The sequence below is a fragment of the Escherichia sp. KTE159 genome (assembly GCF_000408805.1).
Lineage (GTDB): Bacteria > Pseudomonadota > Gammaproteobacteria > Enterobacterales > Enterobacteriaceae > Escherichia > Escherichia marmotae.
The window spans coordinates 215,546-239,469 of sequence record NZ_KE137295.1 but is presented as its reverse complement, the minus strand read 5'-3'; the positions used below and the strand labels follow the sequence as shown (position 1 = coordinate 239,469).

The following is a 23,924-nucleotide window of genomic DNA, read 5'->3' as shown; positions in this document are numbered from 1 at the left end:
AGTGTAAAGCGGGCTCCTGGTAGGCCTGATAAGACGCACCAGCGTCGCATCAGGCATCTGCGCACAAATGCCTGATGCGGCGTGAACGCCTTATCCGACCTACCAGTCGGCATCGGTTTGTAGGCCTCAATACCCCATATTTTTCTTCTTCTCTAACTCTTCTTTTGCGGTATCAGGCAGATAAAGGGTGGACTTAGTCAGCGTCAGCTTTTCAGGCATGGTGCCGTCTTTCTTGTATTTCTCCAGCGCGTCGAAAGCTGGGCCTGCCATGTTTGGCGTCAGTTCAACACTGGCATTCGCTTCACCATCAATCATCGCTTTGTAGATATCCGGCACGCCGTCGATAGAGCCTGTCAGAATATCTTTGCCCGGCTTCAGACCCGCTTCTTTAATCGCCTGAATCGCGCCTATTACCATGTCGTCGTTATGGGCGTAAACCATGCAGATATTTTTGCCGTTGTTTTCCGCTTTGATAAAGCTCTCCATAACTTCTTTGCCTTTACTACGGGTGAAATCACCGGATTGCGAGCGGATAATTTTGATATTTGGCGCATTCTTAATAGCTTCGGCAAAACCTTTCTTACGGTCGATGGCAACGCTCGCCCCAACGGTGCCTTGTAACTCAACCACGTTACACGGTTTACCGTTGACCTCTTTCACCAGCCAGTCACCAATCAACTTGCCTTCCAGAATGTTGTCAGCAGTAACGGTCGTCATATAGAGAGATTTGTCTTTCACATCGATGGAACGGTCGAGCAAAAAGACCGGAATTTCGGCATCTTTCGCCTCTTTTAATACTGGTTCCCAGCCCGTCGCCACCACCGGAGCGATAAAGATCGCATCCACACCTTGTGCGACGAAGGAACGTACCGCTTTAATCTGGTTTTCCTGCTTTTGCTGACCATCGGCAATTTTTAGCGTGATACCGCGCTTTTCTGCCTCACTTTTCGCCACGTTGGTTTCTGCGGCACGCCAGCCGGACTCCGATCCGACCTGCGAAAATCCTACGGTTAAGGGAGCGGCCAATGCCATAGACGACATGGCTGCTGAGACCGCAGAGACTACAAGTAAGCGTTTCCACATAGGGTTGTCCTCGTCGGGGTGATTATTATTGTTTAAAAGATGTTCGCGAAAAAACTATAGACAATCGGTCATGTAACAGATTGCGTTACTTCACACTTCAAAAAAGTAAATACATCGTTAATCACAAGTTTGTAATCGCTTTCATCTCGCTATGAAAAATGCGGCTACGGTTATGGATTTTCCTGCTCTGTAAACCGTCTTAAAGCTGGCGAAAAAGGAAAAAGAGGACGAAAACAAGCGAAGACATTCGGCGCGAGTTGGCTATAATACTCGGCACTTGTTTGCCACATATTTTAAAGGAAACAGACATGAGCTTACTCAACGTCCCTGCGGGTAAAGATCTGCCGGAAGACATCTACGTTGTTATTGAGATCCCGGCTAACGCAGATCCGATCAAATACGAAATCGACAAAGAAAGCGGCGCACTGTTCGTTGACCGCTTCATGTCCACCGCAATGTTCTATCCATGCAACTACGGTTACATCAACCACACTCTGTCTCTGGATGGTGATCCGGTTGACGTACTGGTCCCGACTCCGTACCCGCTGCAGCCGGGTTCTGTGATCCGTTGCCGTCCGGTTGGCGTTCTGAAAATGACCGACGAAGCCGGTGAAGATGCAAAACTGATTGCGGTTCCGCACAGCAAGCTGAGCAAAGAATACGATCACATCAAAGACGTTAACGATCTGCCGGAACTGCTGAAAGCGCAGATCGCTCACTTCTTCGAGCACTACAAAGACCTCGAAAAAGGCAAGTGGGTGAAAGTTGAAGGTTGGGAAAACGCTGAAGCCGCTAAAGCTGAAATCGTTGCTTCCTTCGAGCGCGCAAAGAATAAATAATTTCTTGTATACTCTAAATAATTCAAGTTGCAGGAAGGCGACAAGCGAGTGAATTCCCGGGCACCTACATAAGTAAGTGACTGAGGTGAGCGAACGCAGACACAGTACATGCAACTTGCAGCATGACGAGTATATCGTAATAACCCTGAACACCGGGCTTCGGTTAGTAAGGGTTTTTATTTTATATTGACACCTGTTTTGTCTTGCAAAAAACAACCGAACCCGGTGTTGGTAAGGCACAAAGCCCTTCTTATCACATGAATGGTAGACACGTGTTTGGGTAAAACATAGAGGTTCACCTGAAACCGTCATAATTTCATTCAATGCAGATCACGTTTTTTCTCTATACCGATTGAAAGACAACAACATCACTTAGATAATCTGTCGAAATAACCCATTTCTATGATGGCGTGCTACTGCGAAAGCAGGCAAGACCAAAATAGAAATGCTCTCCCGCCAAGGGGAGCATTTCTATTTTGGTCTTTTTTTTTGCCTCAACCCAGGGAACACTATGAACTATAACGAAACAGCAGACAAAATCCTCCACTCGGTGGGTGGTGCGGAGAATATCCGAATGCTCACCCACTGCGCGACCCGCTTGCGCATGGAGTTTAACGATCGCGCAAAGGTTAACGATACGCAGATTGGCGCTATCCCCGGCGTGATAAGCGTGGTGGAGAAAGGCGGTCAGTTCCAGATTGTTATCGGCAATGAGGTGCAGCAGGTTTATCGCCTGCTCAATAAGGCGCTGCCGGAGAAGAAAGGCCCCTCAAGCGGTGGCAAAAACGCCAAACCCACCGGTATCATCGCACGCATTATCAGCGTGATTTCGACCACCTTCACCCCAGTGATCCCGGCCATTACCGGCGCCGGGATGCTCAAGGCACTGCTGGCTATCCTCAAACTAACGGGCGTGATTAGCGAAACCAGTTCAACCTATCAGCTACTCAACATTATTGCCGACGCGGCCTTCTTCTTCCTGCCAGTGCTGCTGGCCTACGGGGCATCGCTGAAATTTGAATGTAACCCGATTCTGGCGATGACCCTCGCGGGCGTACTGCTGCATCCGGGCATCGGCCAGATGCTGGCAGCGGGGAAAGCGGTTGATTTTGTCGGTATCAACGTCCTGCTTTCCGATTACGCCGGGTCAGTGCTGCCGATTATTCTGACGGTCTGGCTGATGTCGTGGGTGGAGCGCTTCGCGGAGAAGGTTTCGCCGTCGATCATTAAGTTCTTTGTTAAGCCGATGCTGATCCTGTTGATCACCGCGCCACTGGCGCTGGTGCTCGTCGGCCCTGCGGGTATTTTGCTTAACGATCTGGTGGCGGCTGGCGCAGGCGCTATTGATCGCCACGCCAGTTGGTTAATTCCGATGCTGATGGGCGCTCTGCAACCCTTCCTGATTATTACCGGCACCGCCTGGGCGATGACGCCAATCGCTACCGGTCAGTTGAGTAAAAACGGTTTTGAGATGATCAACGGACCGGGAATGCTGGCGTCAAACGTGGCAATGGGCGCGGCGACGCTGTGCGTGGCGCTGAAAACCAAAAATAACAACCTGCGCCAGTTGGCCTCATCATCGGGCTTTACCGCGCTGCTGGGGATCACCGAACCGGCACTGTACGGGGTATTACTCAAGTTCCGCCGGGTACTGATTGCCGCGATGATCGGTGGCGGCTGCGCCGGGATTTATGCTGGTGTGAGCGGTCTGGTGCGCTATGCGTTTGTCTCCCCAGGACTTGCGGCGCTGCCGGCGTTTATCGGTGAAAACCCGATGAATATCGTCCATGCGCTAGTGACCTGTGCGATTTCTATCGTAGTAACCTTTGCCCTGACCTGGTTTATCGCCTTTAAAGATACGCCTGAAGAGCAAGAAGAGGTCAGCGAGGCTCCGCAGCCTGTCGTTAGCCCGAAAATTGAGGGTGAGATTGAAGTACTCAGCCCGCTGCGCGGTCAGGTGATGGCGCTGAACGAAGTGAATGATGATGTCTTTTCCGGTGGCCTGCTGGGAGAAGGCGTGGCGATCCAACCACAGGAAGGGGTTCTGCGTGCGCCGTTTAACGGTACTGTAATGATGTTTCTACCTTCCTGCCACGCCGTTGGTTTACAAAGTGAAAGCGGACTTGAGCTGCTGATCCATATCGGTATCGATACCGTTAATCTTAACGGCCAGCACTTTAGCTCATCGCTGAAAGTAGGCGACAAGGTGGAGGTCGGACAGGAGCTAATCCGCTTTGATATCCCCGCCATCGAACAGGCCGGGTATGACCTGATTACCCCGGTGATTGTGGTCAATGGCGACGAGCAGCACTCCCTGCGCCTTACCACCGCCGCGCAGGTCGATTACGGCGAACAACTGATGGTGCAATCCGCTAAGGAGGTGCAGGTATGATTTATCAAAAGAAAACGCAGTTCCCGGACGGTTTTCTGTGGGGCGCGTCCACTTCGGCCTATCAGGTTGAGGGCGCGTGGAATGAAGACGGTAAAGGACCGTCGGTAGTCGACATGCTCAGCCATCCGCCGGGAACGGCTGACTTCCGCATTGCCAGCGATCACTATCATCGCGTGGAGGAAGACGTAGCGCTGATGGCGCAGATGGGGCTGAAGGCCTACCGCTTTTCGGTGGCCTGGTCGCGGGTGATACCTGACGGTGATGGCCCGGTGAATCCGGACGGGTTAGCCTTTTATCACCGCCTGATCGACGCCCTGACACGCCACGGAATAACCCCCATCGTCACGTTGTATCATTTCGACTTGCCCTGGGCTCTGGAGTTGAAAGGCGGCTGGCTGAACCGCAAAACCGGGGAGGCGTTTGTTCGTTACGCCCGTCTGCTGTTCAGCGAGTTTGCCGATAAAGTCCCGCTATGGCTGACGATTAACGAACAGAACACCATGATCCTGCATCCCGGCGCGATTGGCGTACCCGCCAATCGTGAACTGCCGGATAAGAAGGCGCTGTACCAGCAGAATCATCATATGATGCTGGCTCAGGCGCAGATCTTCGCCCTGTGCCACCGCGAATTCCCTGGGCTGCGCATCGGCCCGGCGATAAACACCACTTCGATGTACGCCGAAAGTTGCAAACCGGAAGACGCTATTGCCGCGCATAACTGGGAAACGCTGCGCTGCTGGAGTTTTTTAGATGTAGCGGTACATGGTCGCTACAACGCCCTGGCGTGGGCGTATTTGCAGGATCGCGGCCTCGCGCCGGAAATGCAGCCAGAAGATGCGCTGATTTTGCAGCAGGGGCGGTCGGATTTTATCGCCATTAACTACTACTCAACCGCGACGATTGCTGCCAGCCGGGGCGATGGTGCCGATGTTGCCCCCCGCGCGGGCGATCAACAAATTATGCTGGGCGAAGAGGGCGTTTATCGGCCAGCGGAAAATCCGTGGGTCGGCAAAACGCCTTACGGCTGGGTCGTTGATCCGGTGGGATTGCGCCTGACGCTGCGTAAAGTGTGCGAGCGCTACGGCCTGCCGATTCTGATCAGCGAAAACGGTATGGGCGCACCGGATAAGCTGGAGCATGATGGGACGGTGAATGACGATTACCGTATCGCTTTCCTTGAGGCGCACATTGAGCAAATGCGTCTGGCAATTGCTGACGGCGTCGAGCTGATGGGCTACTGCCCATGGGCAGCAATTGATGTGGTAAGCACTCACCAGGGATACGCTAAGCGCTACGGTTTTATTTATGTCGATCGCGGCGAGGATGATCTGAAGAGTTTGCAAAGGATCCGCAAACGCAGTTTCTGGTGGTATAAGGATGTCATCGCGCAAAACGGTAACCACAACGAGTCTCAGAGATGATTGTTCAGAAGGTGCTCAATAATAGCCTGGTGCTCTCCCTTGATGACGATAACAGGGAAGTTATCGTCATGGGGAAAGGTATTGGCTTCAACAGCAGACCCGGGGACGAGATCGCCCCGGAGCAGATAGAGAAGCTATTTGTAACCCAGACGCTTGACGAACGCAGCGGCTATCTTGAGGCACTTTCCGCTATACCGGATGAAGTCATCGAAATGGCTGCGATGATTATTTCCCGTGCCAACATGCAGCTTTCGAGCAAAGTTCGTGAGCAGATTTTCTTTACCCTTGCCGATCACCTGGCTTTTGCCATCGAGCGCAGCCGCAAAGGGATCACCATTCAAAACCGCCTACTACCGGAGGTCAGGCGGTTTTATCCACAACAGTTCCACATCGCCAGCGAGGCTGTAACCATTATTCGCCAGCAGTACGGTATTGAACTACCGGAAGAGGAAGCCGGGAATATCGCTTTTCATCTTGTGAATGGTCAGAGCGAAGGCGACGACGTAGCGCAAACCATGCAGTCAGTGAAAATGTTGAAGGATATTTTTAATCTCGTGCAGTACCACTTTAAGCAGGAGATCGACACTGAATCGATTAATTACTCACGTTTTCTTATCCATATGCAGTTTTTCCTTCAGCGTTTACAGGAGGGAGAACTGGATAGCTCGCGGGACAGTTTCCTGCTAGTGCAAGTGATTAAAGAGTATCCAGAAGCCTGGCAGTGTACGCTACTGATCCGCGATTATATCAAGGTTCAACTCGGTATCACCCTCAGAGGTAACGAACTGCTATGGCTCACAGTCCATCTGGTGAGGATAACTGGACTTGATGCATAAACAGGATGCCTCTAATCGTTTAAATTGACGTATAACATTTGCTTTTGAGAACGCATCTTGCCTGTTCAGAGCCGCTTGCTGGAAATAAGCCGCTCCTGCTCATTCTCACCATTTAAATTGCGAGATGTTTTACCCCTGCGCATTAATGAACACCAGCAGCGTTTTTTATGCGTTAACAGATATAGAAAGCGACTCGGAAGGAAAAGAAACAGGCGGGAAAGTTACAAAACAGAATGCGTGTCGTCTCGCAAAAACAACGCCACCCGAAGGTGGCGTGTTTAATTATGGCTTATCCCTGTCTAACCAGTCGCCGCTTGCAATCAGCTTTAATCCATCGACGGGTCGTTGATATACGTACATCCATGCACTCCCGTACGGCGTCTGAATCAACTGGCGCGCGTATTCACCGCCCCTGGTGCGCAAGGCATCAAGTTCGGCCAGCGTGGCGTTGTCAATACGATAAACTTCACCGTGTACCGTTCCGTTCCCCGGAACTGCGCCTGGATAGTGGCCCAGGCTATACAACTGGTAGTTATCGATACTGAAATCGCCCAGCAACTGGGCATTGGTCATCCAGTGGCTGTTGCCTTGTTTGTGGCGTAAACTGCCGTAGACAAATATTCGCATAGCTAAAACTCGAACTGATAGAGCAAATCCAGTGCCTGGTCTACACCAGACACGGCTTCCAGATATAGCTTCGGCATCAGGCGATAACGTAACGTGAGTGTTGCTATAGAGTCAAATATCCCCACGCCGTATTTCACTTGTAGGCCTGGTAATACATAGCCGCTGACCACCACCTGGGAGGAATCGCCTACCCCCTCGGTGTCGAGCGCTAAATTACTTACGCCAAATGTCTCACCGATTTTACCCACAATCTGACCACTTTGTGCAACCCCCAGACCAATCAGCATCGAGGTCATCGCCGCGCTGTCACTCTGATCGCTCTCCAGCCCTTGTCCGCGTAACAAGTAGGACAATGCCGCCTGTTGTGACATCGCCGGGTCAGAGAAGATCTCCGCTTTCGGCTCATCCGCCAGCCCGGTGACACGAACACCGGCGATCACGTCGTCTTCTGTTGCATCCGGGTTACGAATCGCTTCGATATTGAGATACGGTTGATCCGGCGGGCCAGAGAACAGCAGTTCACCTTTACGCACAATCAGATCCTGACCATAGGCATGGAAGCGACCTTCCGGAATGTTGATCTGCCCGTTCAGACCCAGACCTTGTTTGTCCTGTACAACATTGAGATCGCCCGTCAGTCGCGCTTTCAGGCCGAAGGCATCAATGCGCACATTGTTGCCAACGTGAACAATCAGGTTGCTGTTGATCGGAATCGATGCCGTTTTCGCCTCCTCCGGTTGCAGGTTATCGTTGAGCATTACCACATCGCTGGAGACGCCCACCGCACTTTCCGGTAGATCGTGCACCACAATGCGCGCCCACGGTACATCCACGCGGCCATCGAGGGTAAACAGGCTTGGTGTGGCTTCGAATACGACATCTGGCGACACATCCATGCGCACCATCGGCGGTACGGTGATCCGCACCTTACTGCCTTTTGCCGTCACCCGCGCACGCCAGTTTTCAATCTGACTCCAGTCAGCATCACCGTTCAGGTAAATTTCCCCCTGCTGGGTTCGCACAGTGCCCGCCAGCGTCGAGCGCATACCGTTAAAGTTGACCGCAAGCTGGCTCGGCTGCATATCAAACGGCATAAAGTTGCCATCGATATCCACACCAGTGACCTGGAGCTGACCAAACAACTGCGGGCTCTGCACATCACCGCCCAGACGTAAGTTGGCGCTCACCATACCCGCCGCTTTTTCACCACGCGTAAAGATGGGGTTTACCATCGCGAGGTTGAAGTTACGGATATTCACGTTGCCGCCGAGGTTACGCCGCCCTTGTGGATCGGTTACCTGCACCTGACCATCAAACTGACCGTTATTAGTCAGACGGATTGTCCAGCCCAGCTCGGCACGGTTATTACGCAACTCCGCCGTCAGGTTCAGCGTCTGAAACGCTACTGGCAGCGCCGCATCGTTGACGGTTTGCGTCACCTGCACGTTACGCCCGGAAAGAGTAACACTGCCCTGCGGCAGCCCTTCTTTGGTGGTATCCCAGGCGACATCCGCTTTACCTGTAAAGATACCGCTGGCCTGAGTGGTTTCCGGCATAAACGGCTTCAGCATTGCCAGGTCGAAACGGTTGAGATTCACCACCGCACCCCCTTCAGCCCCGGCATCAATGGTTTGCGGCACGCACAGTTCCGCATTCGGGTTAAGCCAACAGTGTGGCCCGATGCTGATTTTTTGCTCCTGATTGCGGTAGTCCAGTGCGATATCACGCGTCAGCGACCACGGGCCGACCGGCGTCTGGAAGCGCGTATTGCTAAGTGTTCCCTTCCAACGTTCTTCTTTGCGATCAAAACTCCCTGCCAGATTGAGCTGCCCGGAAACCGGCTCGCCCTGAATCCGCAGTTGTAACTCGTGCTGCTTTTCGCTGCCTTTCGCGTTCAGAGTGACGAGGTTGATATTCACATCCGGCTGCGAGATTTGCTCAACGCGCACGTCGAGTTTACCCGCAATCTGATCGGTGGATTTGATATCGCCTTCCACACGAACCTGCGCTACGGAGAGTTCCTGCCAACGCAAACCGCGCGCGGTAATATCTGCCAGTAGTTGTGGCGCTTCCACAGTACCGCGTACTTTCACCAACCCTTTCGCTGTACCGCCCAGTCCTGGTAGCGCATTATCCAGCCCCGGCGCGTTGATGGTGGCATCAAGATTGAGATCTTTTACCCCCAACTCGCCTTTCACTTCGGCACTGTTTGGCCCCAGTTCCAGATGCAGACCAGGGATCGTCCACTGCATATAACTGTTGCCTTTCAGCGTTCCGTCAACGTTCACTTTGTTCTGTTTAACATTGCCGGTCAGCTTCAACTCTGGTACGTCCATCTGCCAGGTGCCGCCGTACAGGCTGCCTCGGGTTTTGATCAAACCATTGAGTTTTGACGGCCACTCCGGGAACTCTTTCGCAGTGTTAATGCCGTTAAGCGTTAACTCACCACGCCAGCTAATCGCCTGCTGCCAGTCGAGTAACGCTTTCAACTCGGTTTTCCCTTCCAGCGCTGCGACGGTAAGTTTGTCGAGATTAACCTGCTGTTCATTGCCCTTTGCATCGAGGGTAATGGTCGCTGGCGGGATCTCATGCCCCTTCACCGCCATGTGCATAGAGAGCGTGTAATCAGTCATTTTTCCGGTGAGTTTCAGTTTCAGATCATCCGCCTGATACTGCTTCTCGCCAGTAAACGGCCAGTAAAGCTGTTTGCTGTTTACTTCCACGTTGAGCGGCAATCCGACTTCTGCCAGCCGCGTCTGGGCGCGCAGATCCATATCCACCGGACCGGAAAGATTAACGCCAATCTCCAGTTGTTCGCGCAGCGCACCACCCACTTTCAGCTTCACTTTTTCGCCTTTTAGTGGCTCCACGTTCAGTGTGCTATTGAGGGTGATATCTACCGGCCAGTTATTGGACAGTTGCGCCGTGCCACTGGCATTAACGCTCCCCTGATTAGAGTCGATATCAAGTGCGTCCAGTTTGGTATTGCCATCGATGCTACTGACTTTCAGCAGCATGGTGTGCACGGTGATGTCCGTGTCGCCCGTCACGCGCAGTTGCTCACCCTTAAACTCTTCAATGTTCAGGTTGAGCGGCAAATGTACGTCGGTCATCTCCGGTAATACCGGGCGAGAAAAGAGATCTTTCAGCGTTTCGCCCAGCGGTTTTTCATCCGGCTGCGGATTTTCAATCTTCGGTTCGACAACTTCTTCCTGCGCCACTTCTGCCACTTTCGGCAGGGCAATCAACAGCCCTTTCAGCGATGTCGGTTTCAGGGTCAGGGTTTTCTCTTGCCAGTTCAGACCGGAGGTGAAGTCCATCACCGACACCGTAGTGTCATCAATCTTAATGTTGACGTTATCCAGCGCTACCCGCGTCAGGGTGATGGGATATGGCGTAGAGAGATCCAGCGGCCCGCTATCTTCCTCTTCCTCCGCTTGCTCTGAAGGGGGCATTTTTTTACTGTCGATGTTGACCTGAATATCCTTCAGTGCCAAATCGTTAATACAAACACTGCTGTCCCACAGGCACTCCAGCCCGACCGCCAGATGCAGATTGCCCGCTTTTACCGCCACGCCTGGCTGCTCATAACGAACGTCAGACAAGGTAAGGTCGCGCCAGCCACCGGTGACCTTGCCAATATCCAGCCCTGGCACCCAACGGTCTGCCGCTTTAAATACCAGATGCAGGCCGCTGGTGGTGCCCACCAGAAACGCCACTGATCCCAGCAACAGTAAAATAACGATGACTACGCCGAGGCTGATTTTTTTCCATAAACTCATAATTCTGGCCCCAGACCGATGTAAAACTGTAAACCATGCTCGTCTTTGTCAGCGACCGGAACGGCGAAATCGAGCTTGATCGGCCCGACCGGCGATTCCCAACGCACGCCAACCCCGGTGCCGGTTTTAAAGTCACTGCGGCGAATATCGCTTACCGCTTCGCCGCTATCGACAAACACCGCGCCCCACCATTTTCCGGTCACGTTGTACTGATACTCCAGCGATCCGGTAATCAGCTTTGATGCCCCTTTCAGGTCACCATTGGCGTATTTCGGAGCGATCGATTTGTATTTATAGCCGCGAATACTGCGGTCGCCCCCGGCGAAGAAACGTAAATCTGGCGGTACTTTGTCGAAGTCACCGGTTTCAATCCAGCCCAGCGTGCCGCGAGTGACAAAGCGATGGCGATCGTAAAGTGTGCGGATCCAGACGTTCTGCGCCTGGAATACGGAGAAATCGACGTCCGATCCCCAGGCGGTGTTGGAGTAGTCGATAGAGTAACGCTGCGAGTCGCCCCAGGTCGGCATCAGGCCGCCGCGTGATCGCGTCCGGCTAATCATGACCCCAGGATAAAACAGCATCGTGGTGTTAGTGATTTCACCCTGAGTAAAGTGGTCGAGACTCCAGCGCAGGTTAATGGCACGCTGCCAGCCACTGGAAAGATCCCAGTAACGGGAAGCAACCAGGGTGGTGGAATCGGATTCGGTATCATTCAGATCAGTACGCTTAAAACCACCCTGTACCAGATAGTATTGTTCCAGTGGGTTCTTAAGCAGCGGCATTTTATAACTAAAATCGAGAGTCTGTTCCGGTGCAGAGATACTTGTGCTGGTGGTCAGGCTGTGACCGTAAGAGTTCATCCACGGCTTTTTCCACGAGGCTTTAACTCGTGGGCCAACGTCCGTTGAGTACCCGACCCCGGTTTCAATGGTGTTTTCCGTGCGCGGCGAAACGACGCCAGTCAGTGGCAATACTTTAGTTTCTCGCGCTTTATCAAACTGCGGTGCAACCACCACCGAGTTAAACCAACCGGTAGCGGAGAGACGGCGGTTCAGTTCCGCCAGATCTTTAGATTCGTACTCATCGCCCTCTTTAAACGGCACCAGATTTTGCAGGTACTCATCGCGGATCTGTGAACCTTCGAAGGTCACATGCCCAAAGCGGTAGCGTTCGCCACTGTTGTAATCAATATCCCAGTAGGCTTTATGCAAGCCAAGTGCGATACCCAACTGTGCTTTGGTAAATTCGCTATCGAAATAGCCTTTACGCAACGCGATGCTGGTTAAGGACTTTTTGAAATTTTCGTAGTCGCCCTGATTCAGCACCGTGCCTATAGCCGGGCGGGTATCGAGCAACTTCAAATAGTCTTTATCAGTCCGCGCACCGCCGCGCAAAACCACATCAGTGCCGCCAATCAACACCGGCACGCCGGGCGTGACTTTGGCGATCAACACCTGCCGCCCCTTCTTTGGCGGTGGTCGGAGATCAAATTCAATGGTCGGCTGGTAATAGCCCAGCGCCTTCAGACCTTCGCGGATGGCATCATCAACACGTGCGCGAAAGCGCCGATCTGGCGTAACTTCATCACTTTCAATCGTAGAAAGCTGCGCACGAACGTTCTTTTCTAGCTGCCCCGATAACCCTTCGACCTGTAGACGGACGTTCGCGGCGACGGCAGCTCCGCTAAAGCAGAGTAAGCTTACACAGCATAACTGTCGGATATAGCGCACATTTTCTCCTGAATATCCTTTGTTCCTGCCCCTGGAACTCCGTTAAACGGCTTAACAAAAATCCAGCCATATGGATTTAAAAGCAGACTAAACCCAAAATATTTCTTATGGTTTACTTTATACACATTCACGGGGGTTATTGTGTGCAAATACGTCTCTTGTTACAACCTAATCCCCAAAGGCCGACTTTCGGGAGAGCAACACTATGAGTTTATTTGATAAAAAGCATCTGGTTTCCCCCGCCGATGCCCTTCCTGGACGTAATACCCCGATGCCTGTAGCCACATTGCATGCGGTCAACGGCCACTCAATGACCAATGTACCTGACGGAATGGAGATCGCCATTTTTGCTATGGGCTGTTTCTGGGGCGTGGAACGCCTTTTCTGGCAACTTCCCGGTGTTTACAGCACTGCCGCAGGCTATACCGGCGGTTACACGCCAAACCCGACCTATCGGGAAGTGTGTTCTGGTGATACCGGCCACGCCGAAGCGGTACGCGTGGTTTACGATCCGTCAGTGATCAGCTACGAACAACTGTTACAGGTATTCTGGGAGAATCACGATCCCGCACAAGGGATGCGTCAGGGCAATGACCACGGCACGCAGTATCGTTCCGCAATTTACCCGCTGACACCAGAACAGGACGCTGCCGCCCGCGCCAGTCTGGAACGTTTTCAGGCCGCAATGCTCACCGTCGGTGACGATCGCCAGATAACCACCGAGATCGCCAACGCTACACCGTTTTATTATGCCGAAGATGACCACCAACAATATCTGCACAAAAACCCATATGGCTATTGTGGAATTGGTGGGATCGGCGTTTGCCTGCCGCCTGAAGCGTAGCAATAAAAGGCTGAACTAAAGCGAAATGAAGCAAAAATTTAACCCTCTGGCGACTTTACAGAACCTTACGCTATACTAGCCACTGAAAATGTCGGTTCACTCTCTTCGAACCGGCTTTCAATGTGTATTTCGCACAAATTAATCAACTTCCCCTTCCGAGGATCTGACCTGAACGGTCGGATAAGATATGTTAAACAGTATTTTAGTCATACTATGCTTGATCGCTGTGAGTGCGTTCTTCTCGATGTCCGAGATCTCGCTTGCCGCCTCACGCAAAATCAAACTTAAACTGCTGGCTGATGAAGGCAATATAAACGCCCAGCGCGTTCTGGATATGCAGGAAAATCCCGGCATGTTCTTTACCGTGGTGCAAATTGGTCTGAACGCGGTGGCGATACTCGGTGGTATCGTCGGTGATGCGGCGTTCTCTCCGGCTTTTAACAGCCTGTTCTCTCGCTATATATCAGCGGAACTCTCTGAGCAACTGAGCTTTATTCTCTCTTTCTCATTAGTGACTGGCATGTTTATTCTGTTTGCGGATTTAACCCCGAAACGCATCGGTATGATTGCGCCAGAAGCTGTGGCTTTGCGTATCATCAACCCGATGCGCTTCTGCCTGTTCGTCTGCACCCCTCTGGTGTGGTTTTTCAACGGCCTGGCAAACATGATCTTCCGTATCTTTAAATTGCCGATGGTACGTAAAGATGACATCACTTCTGATGACATCTACGCGGTGGTGGAAGCCGGTGCACTGGCTGGAGTACTGCGTAAACAGGAACACGAGCTGATCGAAAACGTGTTTGAACTGGAATCCCGTACCGTGCCGTCTTCCATGACGCCGCGTGAAAACGTGATTTGGTTCGATCTCCATGAAGATGAGCAAAGTCTGAAGAATAAAGTGGCGGAGCATCCGCACTCAAAATTCCTCGTCTGTAATGAAGATATCGACCACATCATCGGCTATGTGGACTCGAAAGATCTGCTGAACCGCGTGCTGGCCAATCAAAGTCTGGCACTGAATAGCGGCGTGCAGATTCGCAACACGCTGATCGTGCCTGACACTCTGACCCTCTCTGAGGCGCTGGAAAGTTTTAAAGCTGCGGGCGAAGACTTTGCGGTAATCATGAACGAGTACGCCCTGGTGGTGGGGATAATTACCCTCAACGACGTGATGACCACGTTGATGGGCGATCTGGTCGGTCAGGGGCTGGAAGAACAGATTGTCGCGCGTGATGAGAACTCATGGCTAATCGATGGCGGTACGCCGATTGACGACGTGATGCGTGTGCTGGATATTGACGAGTTCCCGCAGTCGGGCAACTACGAAACCATCGGCGGCTTTATGATGTTTATGCTGCGTAAGATCCCGAAACGCACCGATTCAGTGAAACTCTCCGGCTACAAATTTGAAGTGGTGGATATCGATAACTACCGCATCGACCAACTGCTGGTGACGCGGATCGACAGCAAAGCCACCGCCCTTTCACCGAAACAGCCTGACGCTAAAGATAAAAATAAAGAAGAAAGCGTCGCATAACCCCAGAAACATCAACGGCTCCTGAATCAGGAGCCGTCTTATTACTGCATAGCACGCTGGTTAAGCCATCTCTGTTTGCAGACGCATAACCTGACGGTTAACTTCGGACATCACTGACAAATGCAGCTTATCCTTCACTTTTGGGATAAGAATCTTACCCTTATCAAATTCAAAAGCGCCAACGTCCTTGATGTATAACCGTCCACGGAACAGGATTTTCACGTACTTCGCCACCTGCAGTGGGTTGTACCGTTGGAAAATTTTCATTGTTATCTCCTGCTGAGTATTACGCCTTTGTGGTGCCACAATCGGCCCAACTATTATGAGGCGCAAATTTTAATGCCTGATGACTATAGTCTATCGCTGCAATGTTTCCAGTGTGTATAAAGTTTTTTACCTTAACGTTACAGTTATTCAGAATTATCTTTTCGCCTAACCACAATCTTCAGTATAAGCATTCATTTTTCATATGATTTGTGCGCTTGTCCGCAAACTGGCACCACACTTGCGGGAAATTCGATAAATAGCACATATGATTAAAAGTCCGACCCAAGTGGTCGGATCACCTGCATACGATAAGAAGGAAACACTATGACCCTACGCAAGATTCTCGCGCTGACTTGCTTGCTACTGCCGATGATGACCTCCGCGCATAAATTCGAAACCGGTCAGCGAGTACCACCAATTGGCATTGCCGATCGTGGCGAGTTAGTACTTGATAAAGATCAGTTTAGCTACAATACCTGGAACAGCGCACAGTTAGTGGGGAAAGTGCGGGTACTGCAACATATTGCCGGTCGCACCTCCGCAAAAGAGAAAAATGCGACGCTGATTGAAGCGATTAAATCGGCAAAACTGCCGCATGATCGCTACCAGACGACCACCATTGTGAACACCGACGACGCTATCCCCGGTTCAGGTATGTTTGTACGTAGCAGCCTGGAGAGCAATAAAAAGCTCTATCCGTGGTCACAGTTTATTGTCGACAGCAACGGCATCGCACGCAGCGCCTGGCAGTTGGATGAAGAGAGTTCCGCCATTGCAGTGCTGGATAAAGACGGTCGCGTGCAATGGGCAAAAGATGGAGCGCTCACTCAGGAAGAGGTGCAGCAAGTGATGGACTTGCTGCATAAGTTGCTTAATAAATAGAAACCCGGAACCCTGGATTCAGGAAGGATTCACGCGGAGTGTAATCCAGCGGTTTCCCCTGCCAGTCGTGGACGTGTGCTCCGGCAGCGGCAGCCACAGCATGACCGGCAGCGGTGTCCCAAATATTGGTTGGCCCAAAACGCGGGTAGAGCTGAGCCTGCCCTTCCGCCACCAGGCAAAATTTCAGTGAAGAACCGATGGATGTCGTCTGGTGTTCGCCAAGCTGTTGCAGATACTCTTTCAGCTCCGCATCCGCATGGGAACGGCTAATGACAACCAGAGGCGGGCGAGCGTCGCGTACCTGAATCTGCTTGCGCACGCCGCACTCTTCTTTCCAGGCTTTTCCTTCCTCCGCGCTGTACATTACGTTCATTACCGGCGCATACACCACACCTAATATCGGTTTGCCTTTGTCGATCAGCGCAATGTTAACGGTAAATTCGCCATTTCGTTTAATAAACTCTTTGGTGCCGTCCAGCGGATCCACCAGCCAGTAACGTTGCCAGTGCTGGCGGACTTCCCAACCGGGAGGATCTTCTTCAGAAAGAACGGGGATATCCGGCGTCAGCTTACGTAATCCTTCCATGATTACGGTATGCGCGGCGATATCTGCCGCCGTCACCGGAGAGTCATCTGCTTTGTTGGCGACGTCCATCGGTTTAGTCCCGTCGTAGACCTGCATAATGGCATCGCCCGCAATCCGTGCAAGCTGGCATACTTGATCTAACATTCTCCACCTCGTCTCTGTGAGCGGCGTTAACTTATTGTTTTACTTATACCCCATCGCTATAGAATCCGCCAACTGTGATGGCGTCATCGTTTCCTGATTTATTATTTATGGCATCCTTCACGCTCCGTATGAAAGACGTTTCATCTTCTCGTTCATAAAAGGATGTCCCTTATGATTAAGTTTAGCGCAACGCTCCTGGCCACGCTGATTGCTGCCAGCGTGAATGCGGCAACAGTCGATCTACGCATAATGGAAACCTCTGATTTGCATAGCAACATGATGGATTTCGATTATTACAAAGACACATCCACAGAAAAATTTGGGCTGGTACGCACCGCGAGCCTGATTAATGACGCGCGCAATGAAGTGAAAAATAGCGTGTTGGTCGATAACGGTGACCTGATTCAGGGCAGCCCGCTGGCGGATTACATGTCGGCTAAAGGATTAAAAGCCGGTGATATTCATCCGGTCTATAAGGTGCTGAATACGCTGGATTATACCGTCGGCACACTCGGCAATCATGAATTTAATTACGGTCTGGATTACCTGAAAAATGCGCTGGCGGGGGCGAAATTCCCCTATATAAATGCCAATGTCATTGACGTAAAAACCAACCAGCCGATGTTTACACCGTATTTAATTAAAGACACCGAAGTAGCCGATAAAGACGGGAAAAAGCAAACGCTGAAAATTGGCTATATCGGCGTCGTGCCACCGCAGATTATGGGATGGGATAAAGCCAATTTATCCGGCAAAGTTACCGTTAACGATATTACCGAAACAGTGCGCAAGTACGTGCCGGAAATGCGCGAGAAAGGTGCCGATGTCGTTGTCGTTCTGGCGCATTCTGGTCTGTCTGCCGATCCGTATAAAGTAATGGCGGAAAACTCAGTTTATTATCTCAGTGAAATTCCGGGCGTTGATGCCATTATGTTTGGTCATGCCCATGCCGTCTTCCCGGGCAAAGATTTTGCTGATATCAAAGGCGTAGATATCGCCAAAGGTACGATTAACGGTGTTCCGGCGGTAATGCCAGGCATGTGGGGCGATCATCTCGGCGTGGTCGATCTGCAACTCAATAATGACAGCGGGAAATGGCAGGTGACGCAAGCAAAAGCGGAAGCTCGCCCGATTTACGATGTCGCCAATAAAAAATCACTCGCCGCTGAAGACAGCAAGTTGGTTGCAACGCTGAAAGCCGATCACGATGCCACACGCCAGTTTGTCAGCAAACCTATCGGGAAATCCGCCGACAATATGTATAGCTATCTGGCGCTGGTACAGGACGATCCGACGGTGCAGGTGGTGAACAACGCGCAAAAAGCGTATGTCGAACATTACATTCAGGGCGATCCGGATCTGGCAAAACTGCCGGTGCTCTCTGCCGCTGCGCCGTTTAAAGTTGGCGGTCGCAAGAACGATCCTGCCAGCTATGTAGAAGTGGAAAAAGGCCAACTGACTTTCCGTAATGCCGCCGATCTCTATCTCTATCCCAATACGCTGATTGTGGTAAAAGCCAGCGGCAAGGAAGTTAAAGAGTGGCTGGAGTGCTCCGCCGGGCAGTTTAACCAGATAGATCCCAACAGCACTAAACCGCAGTCATTAATCAACTGGGATGGCTTCCGTACCTATAACTTTGATGTGATTGACGGCGTGAATTATCAGATTGATGTTACCCAGCCAGCCCGCTATGACGGTGAATGTCAGGTGATTAATGCCAATGCGGAAAGGATTAAGAATCTGACCTTTAATGGTAAACCGATTGATCCGGACGCGATGTTCCTGGTTGCTACCAATAATTATCGTGCATACGGTGGCAAATTTGCCGGAACAGGCGACAGCCATATCGCCTTTGCGTCGCCGGATGAGAACCGTTCGGTGCTGGCAGCGTGGATTGCTGAAGAGTCGAAGCGTGCAGGAGAAATTCACCCAGCGGCAGATAATAACTGGCGTTTAGCGCCGATTGCCGGTGATAAAAAACTGGATATTCGTTTTGAAACGTCCCCGTCCGATAAAGCCGCAGACTTTATTAAAGAGAAGGGTCAGTATCCGATGAATAAAGTCGCGACTGATGATATCGGGTTTGCGATTTATCAGGTGGATTTGAGTAAGTAAGACACACCGTTTTCGGTCTACACATCATGCATCGCATCCGGCACTTCCTGGCGGATGCGATGCTGACGCGTCTTATCCGCCCTACAAACCACGAATCGTAGGTCTCCGGCAGTTATGCCGCACGTTCATCCCGCACCGCCAGCACCTCTGGCAAATTCAACTCAATCCAGTCTGCCAGTGCAGCAACCTTTTCACTGACCTGTTCACCCAGCGGTGTGAGGCTATATTCCACATGCGGCGGCACCACCGGATACGCGATACGGTTAACAAATCCATCCTGCTCCAGCGCCTGTAACGACTGCGCGAGCATCTTTTCGCTCACTCCGCCCATTTTACGCCGCAAGTCGCTAAAGCGATGAGTGCCTTCGCGCAGCGCCACCAGAATCAGTACCCCCCAACGGCTGGTAACGTGTTTCAACACATCCCGCGACGGACACTGCTCAGCGAAGAGGTTTCCCTCTTTCAGTTGTTGCGACAGGCTTACCCGACTCATTTCATACTTACCTTTTTGCATGTACTTACTAAAAGTTAGTTTAGGTGTTAGCGTATTTAAACACAAGACAAACCAATGGAGATTGCTCATGATCGCAATCACCGGCGCGACCGGCCAGCTTGGTCACAATGTAATTGAATCTTTGCTGCAAACCGTTTCTGCCAGCCAAATAGTGGCTATCGCACGTAATCCGGAAAAAGCGCATGCTTTGAGCGCACAAGGCATTAGCGTGCGTCAGGCTGACTACGGCGATGAAGCTGCACTGACATCTGCGCTACAGGGCGTGGAAAAATTGCTGCTGATCTCTTCCAGCGAAGTGGGACAGCGAGCCTCGCAGCATCGTAATGTTATTAATGCCGCAAAGGCGGCTGGCGTGAAATTTATCGCCTACACCAGCCTGTTACATGCGGACACCTCCCCGCTCGGCCTGGCTGCTGAGCATATCGAGACGGAGAAAATGCTGGCTGATTCTGGCATCGCTTATACCCTGCTGCGCAACGGCTGGTACACTGAAAACTACCTCGCCAGCGCCCCGGCAGCACTGGAACACGGCGTATTTATTGGTGCGGCGGGCGATGGCAAAATTGCCTCAGCAACTCGTGCAGATTACGCAGAGGCTGCGGCACGCGTAATTAGCGAAGCAGGTCACGAAGGCAAAGTCTATGAGCTGGCGGGCGACAACGCCTGGACGCTGACACAGTTAGCGGCAGAGCTGACCAAACAGAGCGGCAAACCAGTTATCTACCAGAATATGAGCGAAGCCGATTTCGCCGCAGCGCTGAAAAGCGTTGGTCTTCCTGGCGGACTGGCGGATATGCTGGCTGACTCTGACGTTGGCGCATCAAAAGGTGGTCTGTTTGATGACAGCAAAACACTCAGCACGCTGATTGGCCGCCCGACAACAACATTAGCCGAAAGCGTAAACGCGCTTTTTAATGTTAATAACTAGTTAATTAAAGTGGCATCCTCCCGCATCCTCTCTGATAATGACGGGATGCGGGGAGCAACCATCTCTGTTCCCTGAATATTTCTTCTGACAGACCAATGGATGCCAGTGATGATTAGCGGCGTGCTGTACGCCCTGTTAGCAGGGTTGATGTGGGGGCTTATTTTTGTCGGGCCGTTGATCGTTCCAGAATACCCGGCGATGCTGCAATCAATGGGACGCTATCTGGCATTAGGTTTAATTGCACTGCCCATTGCCTGGCTGGGGCGCGTGCGTCTGCGCCAGTTGACACGTCGCGACTGGCTTACCGCGCTAATGCTCACCATGATGGGCAATCTCATCTATTACTTTTGCCTTGCCAGTGCCATTCAGCGAACCGGCGCGCCTGTTTCCACGATGATTATCGGCACCCTGCCAGTGGTTATCCCGGTCTTTGCCAATTTGTTGTACAGCCAGCGCGACGGCAAACTCGCGTGGGGGAAACTCGCCCCGGCGCTGGTTTGTATTGGTATCGGCCTTGCGTGTGTAAATATTGCTGAGTTAAACCACGGTCTCCCCAATTTTGACTGGGCACGTTATACCTCAGGCGTCATGCTGGCATTAGTCTCCGTGGTTTGCTGGGCGTGGTATGCATTGCGCAACGCCCGCTGGCTGCGGGAAAATTCAGACAAACATCCAATGATGTGGGCGACGGCGCAGGCGCTGGTCACGCTGCCGGTTTCGCTCATCGGTTATGTTGTTGCTTGTTTCTGGCTGAATACGCAAATGCCTGATTTCTCTCTACCTTTTGGCTCCCGTCCACTGGCCTTTATTAGCCTGATGATTGCTATCGCCGTGCTTTGCTCATGGGTCGGCGCACTTTGCTGGAACGTCGCCAGCCAGCGATTACCGACGGTGATCCTCGGGCCGCTGATTGTTTTCGAAACGCTGGCAGGTTTGCTGTACACCTTTTTACTCCGCCAACAAATTCCACCGCTGATGACGCTGAGCGGTATCGCGCTGTTAGTGGCCGGCGTGATCATTGCAGTCAGAGCAAAACCGGAAAAACCCTTAGCTGAACCTGTCTCTGAAAGTTGACACCTTGCCAGTCTGTTAAATAATCCTCTGCTACGTAAGGGTTATAGCTTTTAACTTAAAGATGCATTTAAAATACATCTTATCTTATTAAGAATGAGGTATCAGCTATGGCTTATCGCGACCAACCTTTAGGTGAACTGGCGCTCTCTATTCCTCGCGCTTCGGCTCTGTTTCGTCAATATGATATGGATTACTGCTGCGGCGGTAAGCAGACGCTGGCTCGCGCGGCGGCACGTAAAGAACTGGATGTTGACGTCATTGAAGCCGAACTGGCAAAGCTTGCTGAACAACCGATTGAGAAAGACTGGCGTAGCGCGCCGCTGGCAGAAATCATCGACCATATCATCGTGCGCTACCACGATCGTCACCGTGAGCAACTGCCAGAGTTGATCCTGCAAGCCACCAAAGTAGAGCGCGTTCACGCCGACAAACCGAGCGTGCCAAAAGGGCTGACAAAATACCTGACTATGCTGCATGAAGAGCTTTCCAGCCACATGATGAAAGAAGAGCAGATCCTCTTCCCGATGATCAAACAAGGCATGGGCAGCCAGGCGATGGGGCCAATCAGCGTAATGGAAAGCGAACACGATGAAGCAGGTGAGCTGTTGGAGGTTATCAAACACATTACCAATAACGTCACACCGCCGCCGGAAGCCTGCACCACCTGGAAAGCGATGTATAACGGTATTAATGAACTGATTGATGATTTAATGGAGCACATCAGTCTGGAAAATAATGTACTGTTCCCACGCGCGCTGGCGGGTGAGTGATTTGTTTGATCAACGATCCTGACATGAGCAGGATCGTTGATTGTTAAGTGATTCAGTCACTCAGTGGAAGCAATTCATTATTGTAACTGGTGTACTTACCTTCAACGGTAAGCAGACTGCCGTTTTTATCAAGATGCGCCGCATTGAGTTGTCGAGTCTCATTACGCCGCTTCGCATCACGAACCAACCCATCTCCTACGTAATAAATATAATGGTCATCATGAGCAAAGGTATCTGATAATTGACCATTGGCGTATTTAAACCACGTCCATTGGCCTTTCAGTTCAAAGAGCTCAACCGTGTCTTCGTTAATAAAATACGTATAGCGGTCATCATGTGCCAAATAATTTAATGTTGTGCCATCGGGGCTTTTATACCACGTCCAATGCCCATTAATATCGAAAATAGTCACATCAGCGCTCGCGATGAAATAAACTTTATTCCCTACAATATTAACGCCTCCCTGTAATTCTTGTTTGGGGTCGGGTAAATGAATAACCGAAAGCGTTTTTTCGACCCCAGAAACATACTTCACCAGATAGAGCGAATCTTTATATTGCGCCACATTCTGCGTCAACGGGCGAAAATATTCCGGATCAACATCAGGAATGGTCGCAACCCGGCAGTCATTAGCGCGCCGGGAAGCATCACGCGTCAACCATGTTACTTTATCTCGCTGTAGATCAAACGTACTCCGGCAATCTTTCCCGAACGAATAACGTTTCTCCCCGTTTTTGTCGCGATAAATCAGTAGTGAACCGGCCATCCAGCGCACAAGATGAAAGGTATCCGGATCGGCATTGATGGCATCTCCATTCACAAAGACCTGCGATTGGGTTCGCCAAATGGTATCCCACGGTCCAGGATTACTTTTGCTTTCACAACTATTAGGTGAATAAAGAATGGGGCGACGTGTCCAGGATTTAACGCCAAGAATAGAATACCCTTGTGCACTGCCTAACCAACGCCCTTGAAAATAAATATTGCGGCGATCTTTGAGCACATCCGCAGAATCACCTGAACGAACGCGACCGCCGACTTGTTGCAGCGAATCCATATCAACCTGCTTTTCGCCGCGGTTATCATCCGTGCGTTCGCCATCAAAATAGAGGCTGTCTTTATCAGCGGCAAAACGTCCCCAGGCACGGAATGTTGCGGCATCGACTTTCGGTGTTCCCGGCGGGTTCTGGACTATTTTCCCTGCCCATAAAATATGACGGCCATCAGTCAACCAGTCGAAACGCCAGCCGCCATTAGTTCTGATATAAGTGCCAGCATCCACTTGTACAAAATCATTATTGATATTATCCGGAGAATCATATTTATCATCAGTGCCGTTGGGTACGCGGCGAAGTTGCTTAAACTTGACCTGCGGTAAATGAATATCCGGGAAATAGAGTCCATAATCGTCACTATCTTCAACGCTATATTTTGTTCCTTGCCCCCACGGCTGGTAGTAAAACGCAGCAGAAGGTACACCGGAGCAGGCTAGTGAGATGGTTGAAAATAAAGCCAGGGCGAGACAAAGGGGTTTAATTCGCAACATAGCGTCA

19 protein-coding genes are annotated in these 23,924 nt (G+C 51.4%); 11 read left to right on the top strand and 8 right to left on the bottom strand.

The genetic code is table 11. The features are described from left to right. Positions 1 to 126: 126 nt before the first annotated feature. On the bottom strand, positions 127 to 1,083 hold the full coding sequence (ytfQ, locus tag A31E_RS01980; protein WP_000265933.1) for a galactofuranose ABC transporter substrate-binding protein YtfQ: 957 nt from the start codon (positions 1,081 to 1,083) through the stop codon (positions 127 to 129). A gap of 308 nt (positions 1,084 to 1,391) precedes the next feature. Here ytfQ and ppa point away from each other — a divergent pair, with 308 nt between their 5' ends. From ppa to licT, 4 genes are all read left to right on the top strand, one after another. Next, positions 1,392 to 1,922 carry an inorganic diphosphatase gene (gene ppa / locus A31E_RS01985; protein ID WP_000055070.1) on the top strand — a complete coding sequence of 177 codons (531 nt, stop codon included), beginning with the start codon at positions 1,392 to 1,394 and terminating at the stop codon, positions 1,920 to 1,922. Positions 1,923 to 2,433: 511 nt separating this feature from the next. Beyond that, the gene (locus tag A31E_RS01990; RefSeq protein WP_016249516.1) at positions 2,434 to 4,314 is read left to right on the top strand and encodes a beta-glucoside-specific PTS transporter subunit IIABC; all 1,881 of its coding nucleotides are present in this window, start codon (positions 2,434 to 2,436) and stop codon (positions 4,312 to 4,314) included. Beyond that, complete coding sequence (locus tag A31E_RS01995; RefSeq protein WP_016249515.1) at positions 4,311 to 5,735, top strand: glycoside hydrolase family 1 protein; 1,425 nt, start codon at positions 4,311 to 4,313, stop codon at positions 5,733 to 5,735. Before A31E_RS01990 ends, A31E_RS01995 begins: the two co-directional genes overlap by 4 nt. Then, entirely contained in the window at positions 5,732 to 6,571 is an 840-nt protein-coding gene (gene licT / locus A31E_RS02000) for a BglG family transcription antiterminator LicT (protein WP_000636962.1), read from the top strand. The genes A31E_RS01995 and licT overlap by 4 nt, the downstream gene beginning before the upstream one ends. Before the next feature lie 282 nt (positions 6,572 to 6,853). Here the strand turns inward: licT and A31E_RS02005 are convergent, their stop codons facing one another. From A31E_RS02005 to tamA, 3 genes are read right to left on the bottom strand one after another with little or no spacing between them, the layout of a single operon-like run. After that, positions 6,854 to 7,198, bottom strand: coding sequence for a gamma-glutamylcyclotransferase family protein (locus A31E_RS02005; protein WP_001219159.1), 345 nt, complete (start codon positions 7,196 to 7,198; stop codon positions 6,854 to 6,856). A 2-nt stretch (positions 7,199 to 7,200) separates the two neighbouring features. Continuing rightward, positions 7,201 to 10,980, bottom strand: a complete 3,780-nt coding sequence (tamB, locus tag A31E_RS02010) for an autotransporter assembly complex protein TamB (protein ID WP_016249514.1) — start codon at positions 10,978 to 10,980, stop codon at positions 7,201 to 7,203. Beyond that, complete coding sequence (tamA, locus tag A31E_RS02015) at positions 10,977 to 12,710, bottom strand: autotransporter assembly complex protein TamA (protein ID WP_001269290.1); 1,734 nt, start codon at positions 12,708 to 12,710, stop codon at positions 10,977 to 10,979. Before tamA ends, tamB begins: the two co-directional genes overlap by 4 nt. Positions 12,711 to 12,915: 205 nt before the next feature. Here tamA and msrA point away from each other — a divergent pair, with 205 nt between their 5' ends. Next, on the top strand, positions 12,916 to 13,554 hold the full coding sequence (gene msrA / locus A31E_RS02020; protein WP_016249513.1) for a peptide-methionine (S)-S-oxide reductase MsrA: 639 nt from the start codon (positions 12,916 to 12,918) through the stop codon (positions 13,552 to 13,554). Between the two features lie 187 nt (positions 13,555 to 13,741). Then, positions 13,742 to 15,091: a polyamine export protein PaeA gene (locus A31E_RS02025; RefSeq protein WP_001517648.1), complete on the top strand. Its 1,350-nt coding sequence runs from the start codon at positions 13,742 to 13,744 to the stop codon at positions 15,089 to 15,091. 60 nt (positions 15,092 to 15,151) lie between these two features. Here the strand turns inward: A31E_RS02025 and A31E_RS02030 are convergent, their stop codons facing one another. Beyond that, on the bottom strand, positions 15,152 to 15,358 hold the full coding sequence (locus A31E_RS02030; RefSeq protein ID WP_000689228.1) for a DUF1107 domain-containing protein: 207 nt from the start codon (positions 15,356 to 15,358) through the stop codon (positions 15,152 to 15,154). A gap of 324 nt (positions 15,359 to 15,682) precedes the next feature. On the opposite strand from A31E_RS02030, the gene A31E_RS02035 reads away from it, so the two are divergent. Beyond that, a complete protein-coding gene (locus A31E_RS02035; RefSeq protein ID WP_016249512.1) occupies positions 15,683 to 16,240 on the top strand; it encodes a YtfJ family protein in 558 nt (185 codons plus the stop codon). On the opposite strand, the gene cysQ is transcribed toward A31E_RS02035, so the two are convergent. Beyond that, positions 16,230 to 16,970, bottom strand: coding sequence for a 3'(2'),5'-bisphosphate nucleotidase CysQ (cysQ, locus tag A31E_RS02040; RefSeq protein ID WP_000886881.1), 741 nt, complete (start codon positions 16,968 to 16,970; stop codon positions 16,230 to 16,232). The two genes, A31E_RS02035 and cysQ, sit on opposite strands and share 11 nt — an antisense overlap. A gap of 171 nt (positions 16,971 to 17,141) precedes the next feature. Between cysQ and cpdB the strand changes: the two genes are divergently transcribed. Further along, positions 17,142 to 19,085 carry a 2',3'-cyclic-nucleotide 2'-phosphodiesterase gene (gene cpdB, locus A31E_RS02045; RefSeq protein ID WP_016249511.1) on the top strand — a complete coding sequence of 648 codons (1,944 nt, stop codon included), beginning with the start codon at positions 17,142 to 17,144 and terminating at the stop codon, positions 19,083 to 19,085. A gap of 112 nt (positions 19,086 to 19,197) precedes the next feature. Here cpdB and A31E_RS02050 read toward each other — a convergent pair whose 3' ends face one another. Then, positions 19,198 to 19,578, bottom strand: a complete 381-nt coding sequence (locus A31E_RS02050; RefSeq protein ID WP_001517645.1) for a winged helix-turn-helix transcriptional regulator — start codon at positions 19,576 to 19,578, stop codon at positions 19,198 to 19,200. Between the two features lie 88 nt (positions 19,579 to 19,666). Here A31E_RS02050 and A31E_RS02055 point away from each other — a divergent pair, with 88 nt between their 5' ends. The 3 genes from A31E_RS02055 (at position 19,667) to ytfE (ending at position 22,371) form a co-directional block, all read left to right on the top strand. Beyond that, positions 19,667 to 20,527 (top strand): SDR family oxidoreductase, encoded by an 861-nt coding sequence (locus A31E_RS02055; RefSeq protein ID WP_001517644.1) that lies wholly within the window; start codon positions 19,667 to 19,669, stop codon positions 20,525 to 20,527. 108 nt (positions 20,528 to 20,635) lie between these two features. Then, positions 20,636 to 21,601 (top strand): DMT family transporter, encoded by a 966-nt coding sequence (locus tag A31E_RS02060; RefSeq protein ID WP_016249510.1) that lies wholly within the window; start codon positions 20,636 to 20,638, stop codon positions 21,599 to 21,601. A gap of 107 nt (positions 21,602 to 21,708) precedes the next feature. Continuing rightward, a complete protein-coding gene (gene ytfE / locus A31E_RS02065) occupies positions 21,709 to 22,371 on the top strand; it encodes an iron-sulfur cluster repair protein YtfE (protein ID WP_000331472.1) in 663 nt (220 codons plus the stop codon). Between the two features lie 52 nt (positions 22,372 to 22,423). Here ytfE and A31E_RS02070 read toward each other — a convergent pair whose 3' ends face one another. Next, positions 22,424 to 23,917, bottom strand: coding sequence for a hypothetical protein (locus tag A31E_RS02070; protein ID WP_001517642.1), 1,494 nt, complete (start codon positions 23,915 to 23,917; stop codon positions 22,424 to 22,426). Positions 23,918 to 23,924: the final 7 nt, after the last annotated feature.

Excerpts from the sequence above, each read along its gene's own strand:
- A31E_RS02050 (WP_001517645.1), bottom strand. The coding sequence starts at position 19,578 with ATGAGTCGGGTAAGCCTGTCGCAACAACTGAAAGAGGGAAACCTCTTC.
- msrA (WP_016249513.1), top strand. The coding sequence starts at position 12,916 with ATGAGTTTATTTGATAAAAAGCATCTGGTTTCCCCCGCCGATGCCCTT.
- A31E_RS01990 (WP_016249516.1), top strand. The coding sequence starts at position 2,434 with ATGAACTATAACGAAACAGCAGACAAAATCCTCCACTCGGTGGGTGGT.
- licT (WP_000636962.1), top strand. The coding sequence starts at position 5,732 with ATGATTGTTCAGAAGGTGCTCAATAATAGCCTGGTGCTCTCCCTTGAT.
- cpdB (WP_016249511.1), top strand. The coding sequence starts at position 17,142 with ATGATTAAGTTTAGCGCAACGCTCCTGGCCACGCTGATTGCTGCCAGC.
- A31E_RS02070 (WP_001517642.1), bottom strand. The coding sequence starts at position 23,917 with ATGTTGCGAATTAAACCCCTTTGTCTCGCCCTGGCTTTATTTTCAACC.
- A31E_RS02060 (WP_016249510.1), top strand. The coding sequence starts at position 20,636 with ATGATTAGCGGCGTGCTGTACGCCCTGTTAGCAGGGTTGATGTGGGGG.
- A31E_RS01995 (WP_016249515.1), top strand. The coding sequence starts at position 4,311 with ATGATTTATCAAAAGAAAACGCAGTTCCCGGACGGTTTTCTGTGGGGC.
- A31E_RS02035 (WP_016249512.1), top strand. The coding sequence starts at position 15,683 with ATGACCCTACGCAAGATTCTCGCGCTGACTTGCTTGCTACTGCCGATG.
- cysQ (WP_000886881.1), bottom strand. The coding sequence starts at position 16,970 with ATGTTAGATCAAGTATGCCAGCTTGCACGGATTGCGGGCGATGCCATT.
- ytfE (WP_000331472.1), top strand. The coding sequence starts at position 21,709 with ATGGCTTATCGCGACCAACCTTTAGGTGAACTGGCGCTCTCTATTCCT.
- ppa (WP_000055070.1), top strand. The coding sequence starts at position 1,392 with ATGAGCTTACTCAACGTCCCTGCGGGTAAAGATCTGCCGGAAGACATC.
- A31E_RS02025 (WP_001517648.1), top strand. The coding sequence starts at position 13,742 with ATGTTAAACAGTATTTTAGTCATACTATGCTTGATCGCTGTGAGTGCG.
- A31E_RS02055 (WP_001517644.1), top strand. The coding sequence starts at position 19,667 with ATGATCGCAATCACCGGCGCGACCGGCCAGCTTGGTCACAATGTAATT.
- ytfQ (WP_000265933.1), bottom strand. The coding sequence starts at position 1,083 with ATGTGGAAACGCTTACTTGTAGTCTCTGCGGTCTCAGCAGCCATGTCG.
- A31E_RS02030 (WP_000689228.1), bottom strand. The coding sequence starts at position 15,358 with ATGAAAATTTTCCAACGGTACAACCCACTGCAGGTGGCGAAGTACGTG.
- tamB (WP_016249514.1), bottom strand. The coding sequence starts at position 10,980 with ATGAGTTTATGGAAAAAAATCAGCCTCGGCGTAGTCATCGTTATTTTA.
- A31E_RS02005 (WP_001219159.1), bottom strand. The coding sequence starts at position 7,198 with ATGCGAATATTTGTCTACGGCAGTTTACGCCACAAACAAGGCAACAGC.